This window comes from Vibrio sp. Vb0304 (assembly GCF_033338995.1).
Lineage (GTDB): Bacteria > Pseudomonadota > Gammaproteobacteria > Enterobacterales > Vibrionaceae > Vibrio > Vibrio alginolyticus.
Genome location: NZ_JAWOTT010000008.1, coordinates 26,396 through 41,778, shown reverse-complemented (window position 1 = coordinate 41,778; position 15,383 = coordinate 26,396). Strand labels below are relative to the sequence as shown.

Below are 15,383 nucleotides of genomic sequence, written 5' to 3'. Positions count from 1 at the left end.
GTGTCATACGCTTAACACGTAAAGTGAATCAAGGTGCGTTAAGCTTTTGTCAATTATCTGTCCGCAGGTTTGCACAAGGTAAGGAATGGGCGCAAACTTTTTTGCTTGCTAATGAATGCATAATAAGATGGGGCACAAATGAAAACAGGTGATAAGCAATTCGCCGTTATTGGTCTTGGCCGATTTGGTTTGGCAGTGTGTAAAGAGTTACAAGATTCAGGCGCTCAAGTTTTAGCCGTTGACATCAACGAAGACAGAGTTAAAGAAGCCGCCAGTTTTGTTAGTCAGGCGGTTGTGGCTAACTGTACTCACGAAGAGACGGTTGCTGAGCTCAAACTTGATGATTACGACATGGTGATGATTGCCATCGGAGCGGATGTCAATGCCAGTATTCTTGCGACATTGATTGCTAAAGAGGCGGGAGTAAAGTCAGTATGGGTTAAAGCCAACGACCGCTTCCAAGCTCGTGTTCTGCAAAAAATTGGCGCAGACCACATTATCATGCCTGAGCGTGACATGGGGATACGTGTCGCGCGTAAAATGCTCGATAAACGGGTTCTTGAGTTCCACCCATTAGGCAGTGGCTTAGCTATGACGGAGTTTGTGATTGGCTCTCGTTGGATGGGTAAGACACTAAGTGATTTGGCTCTGTGCAAAGTCGATGGCGTGCAAGTGCTAGGGTTTAAACGGGGCCCAGAAATTACCAAGGCACCTGACCTTAATACCACACTAGAAATTGGTGACCTAATTATTGTGGTCGGCCCTCAAGATGCGCTCGCAAATAAATTAAAATCGCTATGACGTATTTTCATCAGAAAGGTGTTTTTTACGCACCAGATGGTAAACAAGAGAAAGCGAAAGGCAATGAACCGCGAATTATATTGCTCAGTTTTCTCGGTGTTTTACTGCCTTCTGCGGTATTGCTAACCTTGCCAGTTTTTTCTGTTACGGGCCTGTCGATAACGGATGCTTTGTTTACCGCAACGTCCGCTATTAGTGTTACAGGGCTTGGTGTTGTCGATACTGGGCAACACTTTACGCTTGCGGGTAAAATCTTGCTGATGTTTTTAATGCAAATCGGTGGGTTGGGGCAGATGACGTTGTCGGCGGTCTTACTCTATATGTTCGGCGTGCGTTTGAGTTTGCGTCAACAAGCGCTGGCGAAAGAAGCATTAGGGCAAGATCGGCAAGTCAATCTAAACCGACTAGTAAAGCGGATTGTTGTTTTCGCGCTTGTTGCAGAAACGGTCGGGTTTATTTTTCTCTCTATCCGCTGGGTCCCTGAAATGGGCTGGCAGACTGGTATGTTTTACGCCTTGTTTCATGCAATTTCTGCATTTAACAACGCTGGGTTCGCGCTGTTTTCTGACAGTATGATGAGCTTTGTGAATGATCCGTTGGTTATCTTTACACTGGCGGGGCTATTCATTTTTGGCGGGCTTGGTTTTACTGTTGTGGGTGACATCTGGCTAAACTGGCGCAAAGGTTTCCACTTTTTGCATCTTCACACCAAAATCATGCTGATTGCGACACCGATATTGCTCTTAGTCGGAACGATGATGTTTTGGTTACTTGAGCGAAGCAACCCAAACACAATGGCGTCTTTACCTGCAACAGGGCAATGGTTGGCGGCATTCTTTCAATCTGCGAGTGCGCGAACGGCAGGGTTTAATAGTGTTGACTTGGCGTTGTTTACCCAGCCGGCCTTACTGGTCATGATTGTTCTGATGTTAATTGGAGCGGGTTCCACCTCAACGGGGGGCGGTATTAAAGTTTCCACATTTGCTGTTGCGTTTATGGCTACGTGGACCTTTTTACGCCAAAAGAAACATGTGGTTATGTTTAAGCGAACCATAAATTGGCAAACTGTGACTAAGTCATTGGCAATTATCGTTGTGAGCGGAGCCATCCTGACAAGCGCAATGTTTTTATTGATGCTTACCGAGAAGGCCAGCTTTGATAAAGTTATGTTTGAAACCATTTCCGCATTTGCCACAGTGGGGCTCACCGCCGGTTTGACTGCGGAACTTTCTGAACCTGGTAAATACATTATGATCGTGGTGATGATCATTGGTCGTATTGGGCCGCTCACGCTTGCCTACATGTTGGCACGTCCCGAACCTACCTTGGTCAAATACCCAGAAGACGCCGTTCTTACAGGTTAATATAGCGTTAAACAATGGCCGCGCGACCATTACGAGCATTGATTAATAGCAGTGCTCGTACATTTATAGAATATGTGGAATGTTGCCCAGTTTTACCTACAAATTCGTAGAAGTTCATTTCTTCTTCCTTTCGTTTCGATACTATTCATTCACTCAATTTATATTCTCAGAAGCTACGCTCATAACAGCGTTTTGGAATCCGACGCTTTTGTAGTGTGACACCAAACTACGTCGTGTTATCTGAGCGAATTGATACCAGCCTTCGTCAATAGTCACTCAGTCTTACTCTATGCCCATAGGGTTACTTTGTGTTTGTTGTGCTTGGTATTAATTAACGAATCGAAAAGATGGAGTCGTACTTTGAAATTCAACACACTCGCCATGGCTATGCTAACTGCGCTTCTTGCAGGGAAGAGCATGGCAACTACTCCGCCATCACCGGTTTGGCATACTATTGCGTTGAGCGATGGTAGCTCCAGTGAGGCAATTCTACGTGGAACGGCAGATTTCCACTGGTTTGAAGATAAGCAGGGCAATGCCTTACTTCAGGAAGACGGCGTTTGGTTTTTCGCGCAGATTCAGCGCGAGTCAGACACGCCAATATTGATCTCGACAGGTGTGGTGAAAACGCAGTCGAGTGAGCCACCTGAGTCGGCGAAGTTTCGCCCGGATTTACAAGTTAAACCGCAATTATCTTCTCTAAAAACCATTGAGCCGATGGCACGAAAAAACCTACTGCGTTCGGCGCAAGGTTACCAGGCGATGAGCAGTTCAACGGTGAAGCAGCAGCCCCTATTGGTTGTGCAAGTTTCGTTTGATGACCAAGCAATGGTGCATGATTTTGAGCAACGCGTATTTAATACCAATGGTCAAAGCGTTGTGGATTACTTTGATAAAAACTCTCAAGGTAAATTCAAAGTTGTTCCTGCACTTGAGAGTTACGGCACCGCCAATGACGGTGTGATAGATGTGACTGTGGCACAAAGCCACCCTAACTGTCACTCTAGTTCGACTGATAAGACATGCACCGCCAAGTTGAATGCGGTTTTCACCGAGGCTTATCAAAAACTGGATCCATACTTTAATCTTTCGGCCTACGACAGCAATCAAAATGGTACCGTAGAACCGTCAGAACTCTCTGTCATGTTTATTTTTGCGGGGGGCGATCGTTCAACAGGGGTTCTCAACCGTCCTGCTATTTGGCCGCACAAATTCTCTCACGATGATGTCACACTAGATGGTAAAAAGATCACAGACTATTGTGTGTTCGCTGACTATCAAGTTGATCATCAAGCGACCTTGGGCGTGATCGTACACGAGCTTGGCCACTTAATGCTTGGCTTACCGGATTTGTACGCAAGGAACAGTGATGCCTCGATCGGCTCTTGGGGCGTGATGGGTGGCGGTTCATGGGCGCAGAAACCGGGAGATTCATACGCTGGTGACACTCCGGTGAACATGAGTGCGTGGAGCAAACACGCTGCTGGTTTTGTTGTACCAACGGTAACTCATGAAAGTCCAGCGCCTATTTCTGTGAACAACGACGATGTCAAGCTGGTGTATCTCGACCCGTACTTGAAAGAGTTTGGTCCACGTGTTTACTTGGAAAATCGCACCTTTAGCGGTTACGACCGAGCATTGGCGGCTGAAGGTATCCTGGCGACGTCGGTCAATGTCCAGAACCGCTTTAATGATGTTGGCGCGATGCAGGTTCAAATCATGCAGGCTGATGGTCTGAATGAGTTAGAAAATGATGGTAGGAGTGACGCTGACGATTTGTACCCTAATGGTGGCGATGTCATTTCAGATACATCGACCCCGGGTCTGAGAGCGATCACAGGGTTTGATACTGGGGTTCGTATTTCCAACATTGCCAGCAACACCAACGGCGGTAGCTTTTCTCTTGAGCATACAAACGAACCAAATAAATCAGCATGGCTGAACTCTCTTCATCAAGGTTATGTGTACGCGAGTGGGAGTAACACTCTGGCGGTGTCACTGGACTTGAATAGTGATACAGAGCTTGATGGTCTTCAACTTTACGCGCAAAGAGATAGCGCTCAAAGTGACATGACTTATCGAGTTTGGCGATTCCCATTTTCTGGAAACATTGGCTATCGATTAATATTGAATCAAAACAACGCTGAGCTTTTACAGCAAGGTAACTTCCAAAAGTCATCTCGAATTTTATTCCCCCAACCAAGCCAATTGAGTGCGGGTCAGCATTTATTGGTCGTTGAATTGGAAGGCGGTCAATTTGATGCAAACTTTGATTTCGGTCGCTTGCTAAAAACTGAAAAAGCCTCTCTACCTGTAATGTGGACTGGTGATTACAGCGAGATTGGCACGTTTGGTCTAGAAAAAGCCGGGTTCTCTTATATTCCGTTTGCAGCATTATTAAATGTGGATGCGAGCAACTTGGTTGAAGCGAAATCTGATTCGTTACAAACCAATAAAAATACGCCAATCAAACTGAACCTGATGGACAATGATTTCATGGCGGTAGGGTATCAGTTCAATGTGGACATTGTGCAGAAGCCTGAGCACGGCACCATCTCTGGCAACCAGTACCAACCTGAAGCTAACTTCGTTGGTCTGGACACTTTCCAATATCGTTTGTTGTCGGTTGATGGTGCGTACTCATCTTCAATCGTGAATGTGCAGGTGGAAGTGCTTGGCAGCAACGAAGCGCCAGTGGCCGTGATTGATGTTGATAATAAAGACATGACGGTTGGGCTGCGAGTCACGTTGTCTGCGTTAAATAGTGCGGATGCTGATGGCGATGTGTTGAGTTATAAATGGGAGCAGTTGGCTGGCACTTCAGTTTCTCTTGGCAATGCAACCAGTGTTAGCACAAGCTTTACGGTGCCTCAAGGTGCAAAAGCGGGTGAGGTTCTGACATTCCGTTTAACCGTGACTGACCCTAGTAATGAAACGTCCAGTGCTACCGTCGATTTAACCATGAAAAACGCAGCGCCAGTTACGCTTGCAGATACGGCGACCGTTGCCGTTGGTGAAAGTATTCTGATTGATGCAGCGAGCAATGATTCGGATGTGAACGGCGATAAACTGGTTGTAGAAAGCGTACAGAACGTAACGAGTGTGGGAAGTGCGAGTGTAGAGAATGGCAAAATCCGTTTTCAAGCACCGGATAGCCCTACTGACGGCATCAAGCTGCAATATACGGTTTCAGACGGTCATGGTGCCACTGCTACGGGTGAAGTTATCGTGACGGTTGTTGCTTCTTTGAAGACAACGACATTCAAGAACTCTGAAGGTAGCGGCAGTGTTTCTTATTGGGCTTTGATGTTACTTGCAACATTAGGCTGGCGACGTCGCGTCTAAAACGGTATTGAATTGCGGTATAAGCCACTCACATTGAGTGGCTTATTTTTTATCTGATTTATTTTGGTTTCGTTCTCATTATCTTATGAGATGTGTTTCTCATTATTTTTAAAGCGATTTTTCTACTCTGCGGTTACCCTAGGGGCCGATTTTTATGAACTAAGGATGTTATATGTCTACCGAGGGCTTTTCTGTTTCGGAAATATGCCGAGAAGCGGCAGTGATGGTCAGAAGGAATCTACTCGCAATTGTTATTGCTTGTATTCCGTTGATTATCGTGCACTCAATTTTTGCTTTTATGTATCCTGAAATGACGGGGCAAGATCAAGCGAACGTTCAAGAAGGCAATGTCTCAGGATTTTATTTCGTCACAATTATTTTGTACCCACTTGTTGCCGCTATGGCGGCTGTGCGTGTGCATCGAATTTATTTAGTCGGCGATTACATGCACTCGGCGTTGGATGTATGTCGTTTGTCAGCTCGAGAATTCCGTTTCATAGGCTGGTGGATACTGTTTGGACTGATGATGATGCTCGTTATTGGTATCCCGATCTTTGTGTTGTCGTTTATCTACATTGCAGAAAGTGGTGAAGCCGACTTTGTTGCTATGGCTATTATCACAACGATTGCAAGCATTCCTGGCTATTGGGTAATGGCGCGATGGTCATTTGTGTTGCCAGCGACAGCAATGGATCATCAGCCGCGAAGCTTGCTTCGTTCGTGGAACCAGAGCAGACCATACAACAAACAAGTATTCATTTTGATGGGACTAATTCCATTGGGTGCGGGCTTGCTCAGTCAGCTGATCTTTAGCCACTTTACGAATCTCTTTATGTTGAGCCTCGTCGGTGTGGCCTATGGTATTTTTGGCGCGTACCAGCTGGCATTGTTATCGTTGAGCTATAAAACGGTAGTGGATATCGAACGCGCTCGTTTTGATACGCCATCACAGCCACCAAAAACGGGTGAAGAATTTTCCGCTTAACCCTTTGATCGTTTTTACATGATACCTCCGTTTAGGAGATGGTCTGCGGCAGGTTGATACCTTCCTGCCGCCTTCGCGTTATTCACGCAAAATACCCATGTCCATTTCATGGCTGAATGACAGGGACATTCACACGTATACTCACAACAGTACTTCTTTTTATTAAGGAACCCTACATGTCCATTTGGCAACGGGTCAATTTCACCCATCGCTTTAGTCAATTACCGTCAGCGTTCTATACGCTGGTCGAGCCACAACCCTTGGACAACACTCGCTGGGCCGCTTGGAATGGTGAGTTTGCACAGCAGTTTGGTTTACCAGAAGAGCAAAACGATGAGTTATTGGCGGTTTTTTCTGGGCTAAGTGAATTCGAACAATTTCGTCCTCTTGCGATGAAATATGCAGGCCATCAGTTTGGCGTTTACAACCCAGATTTGGGCGATGGACGTGGATTACTGTTGGCAGAAATTGAGCATCAGGATGGTACTTGGTTTGATCTTCACCTCAAAGGTGCAGGGCTAACGCCTTACTCGCGAATGGGAGATGGGCGAGCTGTATTACGCTCGACTATCCGTGAGTACCTGTGCAGTGAAGCCATGGCAGGCCTTGGGGTTCCCACGACACGTGCTCTCGGTATGATGGTCAGTGATACACCTGTTTATCGAGAAAAAACGGAATCGGGCGCTTTGTTACTTCGAATGGCTGAAACCCATGTTCGATTCGGTCACTTTGAGCATTTCTTTTACACCAACCAGTTAGCAGAGCAGAAGCTGTTGGCGGATAAGGTGATTGAGTGGCACTTTGCTGATTGTGCATCGGCGGAGAAACCATATGCCGCGATGTTTGACGCCATCGTGACTAAAACAGCCGAGATGATCGCATATTGGCAAGCTTTTGGTTTTGCGCATGGTGTGATGAATACCGATAACATGTCAATTCTTGGGCAAACTTTTGATTATGGTCCGTTTGGCTTTCTTGATGATTATGAGCCGGGATACATTTGTAATCATTCAGACTACCAGGGTCGTTACGCATTTGATCAACAGCCTAGAATTGCGCTTTGGAACCTGTCAGCACTGGCGCATGCGCTATCGCCACTCGTTGAACGAGAAGATTTAGAATCGTCGTTGAGTCAATTTGAAGTTCATTTAAGCCAGCAGTTCAGCCGCCTCATGCGTGAGAAGTTGGGCTTAAAAACCAAGATAGCGGAAGACGGGCGTTTGTTTGAAGCTATGTTTGAGCTTCTTCACCAGAACAAAACGGACTACACTCGCTTCTTCAGAACACTTTCAAACCTTGATAATGCGCCTTCCCAAGCCGTAATCGATTTATTTCTCGACCGAGAAGCAGCGCGAGCTTGGCTTGATCTGTATTTAGCTCGGTGTGAGCTAGAGGTTGATGAACTAGGGGGTCTGATTTCAACCGAACAGCGTTGCAAACAGATGCGTCAAGCCAATCCCAAATACATCTTGCGTAACTACTTGGCTCAGTTGGCGATTGATAAAGCGGAAGAAGGGGACTTTAGCGAATTACACCGATTGGCCGAACTGTTAAAACGCCCATTTGATGAGCAACCCGAGTTTGATGATTACGCGAAATTGCCACCGGAATGGGGGAAGAAAATGGAGATAAGCTGTTCTTCATAAATGGGTCATTTCCCACCCATTTGTATCTTTTTCTTGGGTCGAATTCACTCGTTACACTTCTGATTCATGTTAATGGGCTTTGTTAATTTATTGAAATGCATATAAATTTTAACATGGTCCATTAATTGCTCTTTGTTGAACATCCGTACCCATCGCCTAACACCTAGCTACTCATGGACGGGATGGGATGTGATTCAACAAGGAGAATAATAATGTTTAAGCCTCTAACTCTACTATCTGTCTCTGCACTTGCTGTTACCAGTTTTAATGCTGCCGCAAATTGTGACCCGGGTGAAACGGTCATCAAGTTTAGCCATGTAACGAACGCGGACAAACACCCTAAAGGCATCGCGGCTTCGTTACTTGAAAAGCGCGTCAACGAAGAGATGAACGGTAAAGTCTGTATGCAGGTGTTTCCTAACTCAACTCTTTATGATGATGACAAAGTGTTGGAAGCGCTACTGAATGGTGATGTTCAACTCGCTGCTCCTTCTCTTTCTAAGTTTGAGAAATTCACCAAGAAGTACCGCCTTTTCGATCTCCCTTTCTTGTTCGATGATGTCGACGCGGTTGACCGTTTCCAAAACTCGGAAGCGGGTGAAAAGCTGAAAAATTCAATGAAACGTCGTGGCCTACAAGGCATTGCGTTTTGGCATAACGGCATGAAGCAAATGTCAGCCAACAAGCCGCTCATTTCTCCAACTGATGCTGAAGGACTTAAGTTCCGTGTTCAAGCGTCTGATGTACTCGTTGCTCAGTTTGAGCAGCTAGGTGCTAACCCACAAAAAATGTCGTTCAAAGAAGTTTACGGCGGCTTGCAAACTAAGGTTATTGATGGTCAAGAAAATACTTGGTCAAACATTTACGGCAAAAAATTCTTCGAAGTTCAAGATGGCATTACGGAAACGAACCACGGAATTCTGGATTACTTAGTTGTGACGTCAAACGACTTCTGGAAAAACTTACCAGATGATCAGCGCGAGCAGTTAAACACCATTATTCAAGAGGTAACTGCGCAGCGTAATGCTGAGTCAACCAAAGTAAACCTTGCGAATAAGAACAATATCATCGAAGCAGGTGGTGTGGTTCGTACTCTAACGCCAGAACAGCGCCAAGAATGGGTCACTGCACTTCAACCAGTATGGAAGAAGTTCGAAAAAGACATTGGTTCTGACCTAATCGAAGCCGCTTTGGCGTCTAACCAAAAATAATAACACCTAGCACATTTAGCCCTCTCAAACTGAGGGGGCTCTTTCCCCCTACAGACGACGTGATGTAATTATGGAACAGACTTTTTTTGCCAAGGCTGGACGAATCACCGATGCCATTGAAGAGACTTTGATTGCTTTCTTCTTGGGTGCCATGACCTTGCTGACCTTTGCCAATGTCATCTTTCGTTATGTCTTTAACGACAATATTCTTTGGGCGCTTGAGCTCACCGTTTTCATGTTCGCATGGATGGTGTTGGTTGGCGCATCTTATGGTGTGAAAAAACACTTTCATATTGGTGTCGATGTCATTATTAACATCGTTCCGGAAGGTAAACGAAAAGCCCTGGCGCTTTTTGCTGCAATGTGTTGCTTAGCCTTCTCTATTTTGCTGTTAATTGGCGCTTGGAACTACTGGTATCCGTTCGCTACTGACCGAGCGTGGTATGAAACGGACGATATTCCGATGCCTGAAATACTCCAGTTCATGGCCGACTGGTTAAATGAGGGAGAGCGTTATGAAAAGCTGCCACGTTTTATTCCTTACTTCGCTTTGCCACTTGGAATGGCGCTACTAACGTTTAGATTTGTTCAAGTCACGTGGCAAATCGCTACTGGTAAGCTCGATCGCTTGATTGCAGGACATGAAGCGGAGGAAGAGCTCGAATCTCTTAAAGCTGAGATGAGTGACGCTGAAGACGTAATGGCTCCAAAGGCCTCGCAAGACGCTAAAAACAAGGAGCAATAAGCCATGGATATCTTATTTCTATTTTTGATGGTAATTGGCTTTATGCTGGTTGGCGTGCCAATTGCTATTTCGCTGGGTCTTTCCAGTGTTCTTTTCCTTTTAATGCATTCGGATGCCTCTTTAGCGTCAGTTGCTCAAACGCTGTTTAATGCATTCGCGGGCCACTACACGCTATTGGCTATTCCATTCTTTATATTGGCTTCAAGCTTTATGTCGACGGGTGGCGTAGCAAAGCGGATAATTCGTTTTGCCATTGCCATTGTAGGCTGGTTCCGCGGCGGTTTGGCGATGGCTTCGGTTGTAGCGTGTATGATGTTTGCCGCGTTGTCAGGTTCCTCACCTGCAACGGTTGTTGCCATAGGTAGTATTGTTATCGCAGGTATGATCAAAAACGGTTACTCAAAAGAGTTTGCCTCTGGGGTAATTTGTAACGCAGGTACGCTAGGGATTTTGATCCCACCTTCGATTGTGATGGTGGTGTATGCAGCCGCAACGGATGTGTCAGTTGGACGTATGTTCCTTGGTGGTGTGATTCCCGGTTTGCTGGCGGGTGTCATGTTGATGATCGCGATTTACATTGCCGCGAGAATCAAGAACCTTCCAAAGCAACCTTTTGTCGGTTGGAAAGAAACTTTTGATGCCGCCAAGGATGCAAGCTGGGGCTTGTTGTTGGTCGTCATCATTCTTGGTGGTATCTATGGCGGTATCTTTACGCCGACAGAAGCCGCTGCGGTTGCTGCTGTGTACTCATTCTTTATTGCTAACTTTGTATACAAAGACATGGGGCCATTTGCAGACAAGAAAAACACTAAACCTGCGCTCGTTAAAATCTTCCAAACCTTTGTTCATAAAGACACGAAACACACCCTGTATGAAGCGGGCAAACTCACCATCATGCTGCTGTTCATCATTGCTAATGCCTTAATTTTGAAGCATGTTTTAACGGAAGAACGCATCCCGCAAATGATCACCGAGTCGATGCTCTCGGCTGGTCTCGGACCAATCACTTTTTTGATTGTGGTGAACGTCTTGTTGCTGATTGGTGGTCAGTTCATGGAGCCATCAGGCTTGTTGATCATTGTTGCGCCGCTCGTGTTCCCAATTGCGATTGCATTAGGTATAGACCCAATTCATTTGGGCATAATGATGGTGGTGAATATGGAGATAGGAATGATAACGCCGCCCGTGGGTCTTAACTTATTTGTGACCGCTGGTGTTGCCAAAATGTCGATGATGAACGTAGTGAAGGCAGCATTACCCTGGGTTGGAGTGATGTTCTTGTTCCTAATTATCGTCACATATGTACCATGGGTTTCGACTTGGTTGCCTACTACCTTGATGGGGCCGGAGATCATTACCAAGTAATGGAAGCCAGAAAGTAGAAAGAGGTGTGAGAATTCACACCTCTTCGTCTATTGACTTGTAACAAGTTTTGCGCGGGTCTGAATTAATTCGACGTTCATAGTGTCGCCACCTCTTTTTATTTTTACGACGCTCTTCACCGAATCTTCTCTCTTCTTGATAGCAACCGTCTACGAGCACGGTATCTGTAACAATCGGTATTCTCACTTTTTCGTTCATATCTATAACAACCATGATAAACCCGTTGTTAAAAATTATGATTCAAGTTGAATATAATGCCAGCTATTTGAACGTGTTTTATTTGTAAAGGTCTTTATTTATTTGGTAGCGCTGCATCTTGTCGTAAAGGGTTTTTCTTGGCACATTCAATTGGCACATTGTCTGTTTAATACTACCGTTGTTTTCTAATAAAGCGCCTTCAATGGCTGCTCTCTCAAACTCCGCCACTTGCTCTGCAAGGCTTGAGGAAGACTTAGCGACTGGGTTTGATTCTCCCAACTGAATTAACTTACCCAATAGCACAAAACGCTCTGCAGCATTTCTGAGTTCTCGAACATTGCCAGGCCAGTCATGGCTCATCAGTTGCGCTAGATCTTGGGGTGACAAGCTAGGAGAGCTTTTGCCATAACGTGAAGCTGCTACCAACAGAAAGTGGTGAAAGAGGGCTGGAATGTCTTCTTTTCGTTCGCGTAGTGGCGGGAGATCCAAGGTCACGACATTGAGCCGATAATAGAGATCCTGACGGAAAGTACCTTCTTCAGCTGCGTGTTTTAAATCGACCTTTGTTGCTGCAATCACTCGAATATCTAAAGGCAATAATTCATTTGAACCGACACGCTCAATCACGCGCTCTTGTAATACCCTCAATAAACGAATTTGGGCTTGGATAGGCATCGACTCGATCTCATCCAAGAAAAGTGTGCCGCCTTGTGCAAACTCAAATTTACCGATACGACGGCTTTCGGCGCCAGTGAATGCGCCTTTTTCATGGCCGTAGAGTTCACTCTCAATTAAGTTCTCTGGAACCGCTCCACAATTTACGGCGACAAAGTTTTGGTTCCGGCGAGAGCTTTGCTCATGTAAAGAACGAGCGATTAACTCTTTCCCTGTACCGGTTTCACCAAACAATAAAATATCGGCGTCGGTATCGGCGATTTGGGTGATGGTCTCTCGTAATATTTGGATGCTAGAGGTTTCACCAATAACTCGTGGACCAAGGGTTTTACTGGCTTTAAGTGACAGGCGCAGTTTTTCATTTTCATTGGTTAGTTTGCGCTTCTCAATCGCCCGCTTAACCGTTTCAACCAAATGCTCTGGCGCAAAAGGTTTCTCAATAAAGTCGTAAGCGCCTTGATGAAGGGCTTGCACTGCCATGGAAATATCACCGTGTCCAGTGATCATGATGACGGGTAAGTTTGCATCGCGTTGAGTCAAAGTTGTTAGCATATCCATACCAGAAATGCCCGGTAAACAGATATCAGTGACCACGACGCCAGCTTCTTCTCCTTGCTGCATCGCTATTAAAGCCGATTCTGCATCCACAAAAAACTTGGCGTCGATATCCGCAAGTTCAAAGGTCTGTTCTATAGCGAGTCTGAGATCGGCCTCATCATCAATAAAAAACACCTGACACATGATCTTATCCTTTTGATGGTTCAGTGTTGTAAGAAGTGATAGGTAAACACAATGAGAATCGAGCGCCGCCTTGTTCTCGATTATGGGCACATAATTTTCCATTCATACTGGCTAAGATTTGTTGCGAGATAGAGAGACCCAAACCTAAACCGTTCAGTTTAGTGGTTAGAAACGGCTCACATAAATCAGAAAGTGAGAAAGAGCCAAGTCCTGGGCCATTATCATCAACATGAATCCAAACTAAATCAGTGTGCTCATCGTGTTCTACAGATAATTCTACCTGTTTGTCTTGTTGTTCTTTGAGTGCTTCTATCGCATTAGTCAGTAAATTGACCAACACTTGCTCCAGTTGAATAATATTGATCTGCACTTCAACATCATGCTCTGGCAAATTTGTTTCTAACGTGACGCGCCCTGATTTAAATGCGGGCTTCATCAGTTCTTTTACAGAGGCTATCACAGGGAACAATCGAGATTGAGCCAACTCGTCACCACTGGTTTTTTTGGCGAAAGAGCGAAGTTGCTGACTGATATTTGCCATACGGTCAGTGAGAGCAGAAATGCGAGTGAGATTATCTTCCACTCGCTCATATTTTTCTTTTTTTAGAAACAGCTTGCCGTTCTCCGCAAAGCTACGAATTGCTGCAAGTGGATTATTCAGTTCATGGCTGATACTGGCCGACATTTGTCCTAACACCGCGAGTTTCGCTGCTTGCACCAATTCATCTTGAGTAACGCGTAAAGTTTGCTCGGTATCGATACGCTGTGCGATCTCCGCTTGCAACTCGGCAGTCCGTGCCATGACTTGATATTCCAACTTTTGATTTGCTTCTTGTTGAATTCGTTCAAGTTGCAAGTGACGCTGTTGACGGTGATAGATAAGCTGACCAATTAAAAACAAAACCATGAATGCTAGAGTGAGTACAAAGATGTAACCCATGGTGAACCAAACGATCGACTGTTTAGGAGACAGCACACGAATTGTCAGTTTGAGTTCGGGAAGGGGCAGCGAAGAGACCACCAAGGTTCCTTTATTGTATGGGTAACCCTGTTTAAGCTCAGAATGCACCTCGTCCAAACTACCCACTAATCCAAGCGTTTCAATTGGCGCATCAAGATATTGTTGGCTTGCCCAAACTTGCTTTTTCTCTTTTTTTGTCAGTGGTTGTAAGCTTTTGAGTAGCCATTCACTTCGGCTACTCATGAAAACAATTCCGTATGGGTCGCTGGCGACAAAAACACTGTTTGGTTGCTGCCAGTTGTCCTCTATCTTACTTAGGTCCATCTTCACCACGACGACACCAAGTACACCGCCAGCGTATATGATGGGATAAGAATAGTAGTAGCCACGTTTACCAGATGTTGAGCCCAGTGCGTAGTATTGGCTTCTTTTGCCTACAATGGCTTGTTTGAAATAAGGGCGAAATGCAAAATTTCGCCCGATAAAGGAGCGCTGTTTACGCCAGTTGCTGGCCGCGATCGTTGTACCCCATTGATCGATTAAGTACGTATCCGCTGCTTCAATCACGCCATTAACGGATTCTAAATACCGATTAGTGATTTCCAGTTGCGCACTGTTGTTGGGGTGCAGAAGCGCTTGATAAAGTGGATCATCTTTAGCGAGAAGATTTGGGATATGGGCGTACTTATCGAGTTTATTTTTTATATGGCCAGAAAATTGCTCAAGCTGTGATTGGTGTTTATCAAGTAGAGATTGATAACTGGTCTGCCAAACCCAATGGCCACCGATAATTGCGCACAGGAAATAGAAAGCAAAAAATGTCAGCAGAATCCGTTTTTTTTGCGACATCCTTACACTCCTTACAACTTCCTTTGGTCACGTAAGAAAATGTTAATAGTTTGTAGGAAGGATTAGGGATTTAGTTTTCAACTCTGTGGAGTAAAACAAGAGCAAGATCTCTTTTTAGGCTTTTCGATAAAAAAACCGGTCGATTCTCTTGAAAAAGTCGCTATTGTCCCCATTCTAGATATGCTGGCGATGCTTAGACGGTGTCTGAATCGCATTTTTGAAGAAAAAATGGGTCAGCATTCGAGAATTTAGCGCAGACAATGTCCACATAGTGGCTATTGGCTCGACAGGGTTGCGACAGATCGCTAGAATGTCGCGTCTAAAAATTCTGTCCTGAGGCTAATAGGAGATACCTTTGGTTATTTTATCGAAGATATCACTGATTAGTCCGGTACTGACAACCAGTATCGATACTCGATTTTAAATTAGGTGTTCGGACAGAACACTACACAAGGATGAAGCGTAAGCTCCTCTGAGTT

At 45.2% G+C, this 15,383-nt stretch carries 11 protein-coding genes and 1 pseudogene; 9 read left to right on the top strand and 3 right to left on the bottom strand.

Annotated elements, in window-relative coordinates; all coding sequences use genetic code 11:
* Nucleotides 1-138 precede the first annotated feature (138 nt).
* From R7P35_RS12185 to R7P35_RS12150, 8 genes are all read left to right on the top strand, one after another.
* Nucleotides 139-801, top strand: coding sequence for a potassium channel family protein (locus R7P35_RS12185; protein ID WP_005388291.1), 663 nt, complete (start codon nucleotides 139-141; stop codon nucleotides 799-801).
* On the top strand, nucleotides 798-2,165 hold the full coding sequence (locus tag R7P35_RS12180; RefSeq protein WP_025766961.1) for a TrkH family potassium uptake protein: 1,368 nt from the start codon (nucleotides 798-800) through the stop codon (nucleotides 2,163-2,165). The genes R7P35_RS12185 and R7P35_RS12180 overlap by 4 nt, the downstream gene beginning before the upstream one ends.
* 360 nt (nucleotides 2,166-2,525) lie before the next feature.
* Nucleotides 2,526-5,510: a M6 family metalloprotease domain-containing protein gene (locus R7P35_RS12175; protein ID WP_196297852.1), complete on the top strand. Its 2,985-nt coding sequence runs from the start codon at nucleotides 2,526-2,528 to the stop codon at nucleotides 5,508-5,510.
* A 172-nt stretch (nucleotides 5,511-5,682) separates the two neighbouring features.
* Nucleotides 5,683-6,495 (top strand): hypothetical protein, encoded by an 813-nt coding sequence (locus R7P35_RS12170; protein WP_042524012.1) that lies wholly within the window; start codon nucleotides 5,683-5,685, stop codon nucleotides 6,493-6,495.
* Nucleotides 6,496-6,671: 176 nt separating this feature from the next.
* Nucleotides 6,672-8,141, top strand: a complete 1,470-nt coding sequence (locus tag R7P35_RS12165) for a protein adenylyltransferase SelO (RefSeq protein ID WP_042524014.1) — start codon at nucleotides 6,672-6,674, stop codon at nucleotides 8,139-8,141.
* 212 nt (nucleotides 8,142-8,353) lie between these two features.
* Entirely contained in the window at nucleotides 8,354-9,352 is a 999-nt protein-coding gene (locus R7P35_RS12160; RefSeq protein WP_017634784.1) for a TRAP transporter substrate-binding protein, read from the top strand.
* A 70-nt stretch (nucleotides 9,353-9,422) separates the two neighbouring features.
* Nucleotides 9,423-10,097, top strand: coding sequence for a TRAP transporter small permease (locus R7P35_RS12155; RefSeq protein ID WP_005384308.1), 675 nt, complete (start codon nucleotides 9,423-9,425; stop codon nucleotides 10,095-10,097).
* Between the two features lie 3 nt (nucleotides 10,098-10,100).
* The gene (locus R7P35_RS12150) at nucleotides 10,101-11,462 is read left to right on the top strand and encodes a TRAP transporter large permease (protein ID WP_005382255.1); all 1,362 of its coding nucleotides are present in this window, start codon (nucleotides 10,101-10,103) and stop codon (nucleotides 11,460-11,462) included.
* A 33-nt stretch (nucleotides 11,463-11,495) separates the two neighbouring features.
* On the opposite strand, the gene R7P35_RS12145 is transcribed toward R7P35_RS12150, so the two are convergent.
* From R7P35_RS12145 to R7P35_RS12135, 3 genes are all read right to left on the bottom strand, one after another.
* Nucleotides 11,496-11,678 carry a hypothetical protein gene (locus R7P35_RS12145; protein ID WP_021034161.1) on the bottom strand — a complete coding sequence of 61 codons (183 nt, stop codon included), beginning with the start codon at nucleotides 11,676-11,678 and terminating at the stop codon, nucleotides 11,496-11,498.
* Between the two features lie 78 nt (nucleotides 11,679-11,756).
* A complete protein-coding gene (locus R7P35_RS12140; protein WP_017819922.1) occupies nucleotides 11,757-13,094 on the bottom strand; it encodes a sigma-54-dependent transcriptional regulator in 1,338 nt (445 codons plus the stop codon).
* A 4-nt stretch (nucleotides 13,095-13,098) separates the two neighbouring features.
* On the bottom strand, nucleotides 13,099-14,904 hold the full coding sequence (locus tag R7P35_RS12135) for a sensor histidine kinase (protein ID WP_017819921.1): 1,806 nt from the start codon (nucleotides 14,902-14,904) through the stop codon (nucleotides 13,099-13,101).
* A 39-nt stretch (nucleotides 14,905-14,943) separates the two neighbouring features.
* Between R7P35_RS12135 and R7P35_RS12130 the strand changes: the two are divergent.
* Nucleotides 14,944-15,156, top strand: a pseudogene (locus R7P35_RS12130) (hypothetical protein).
* Nucleotides 15,157-15,383 lie beyond the last annotated feature (227 nt).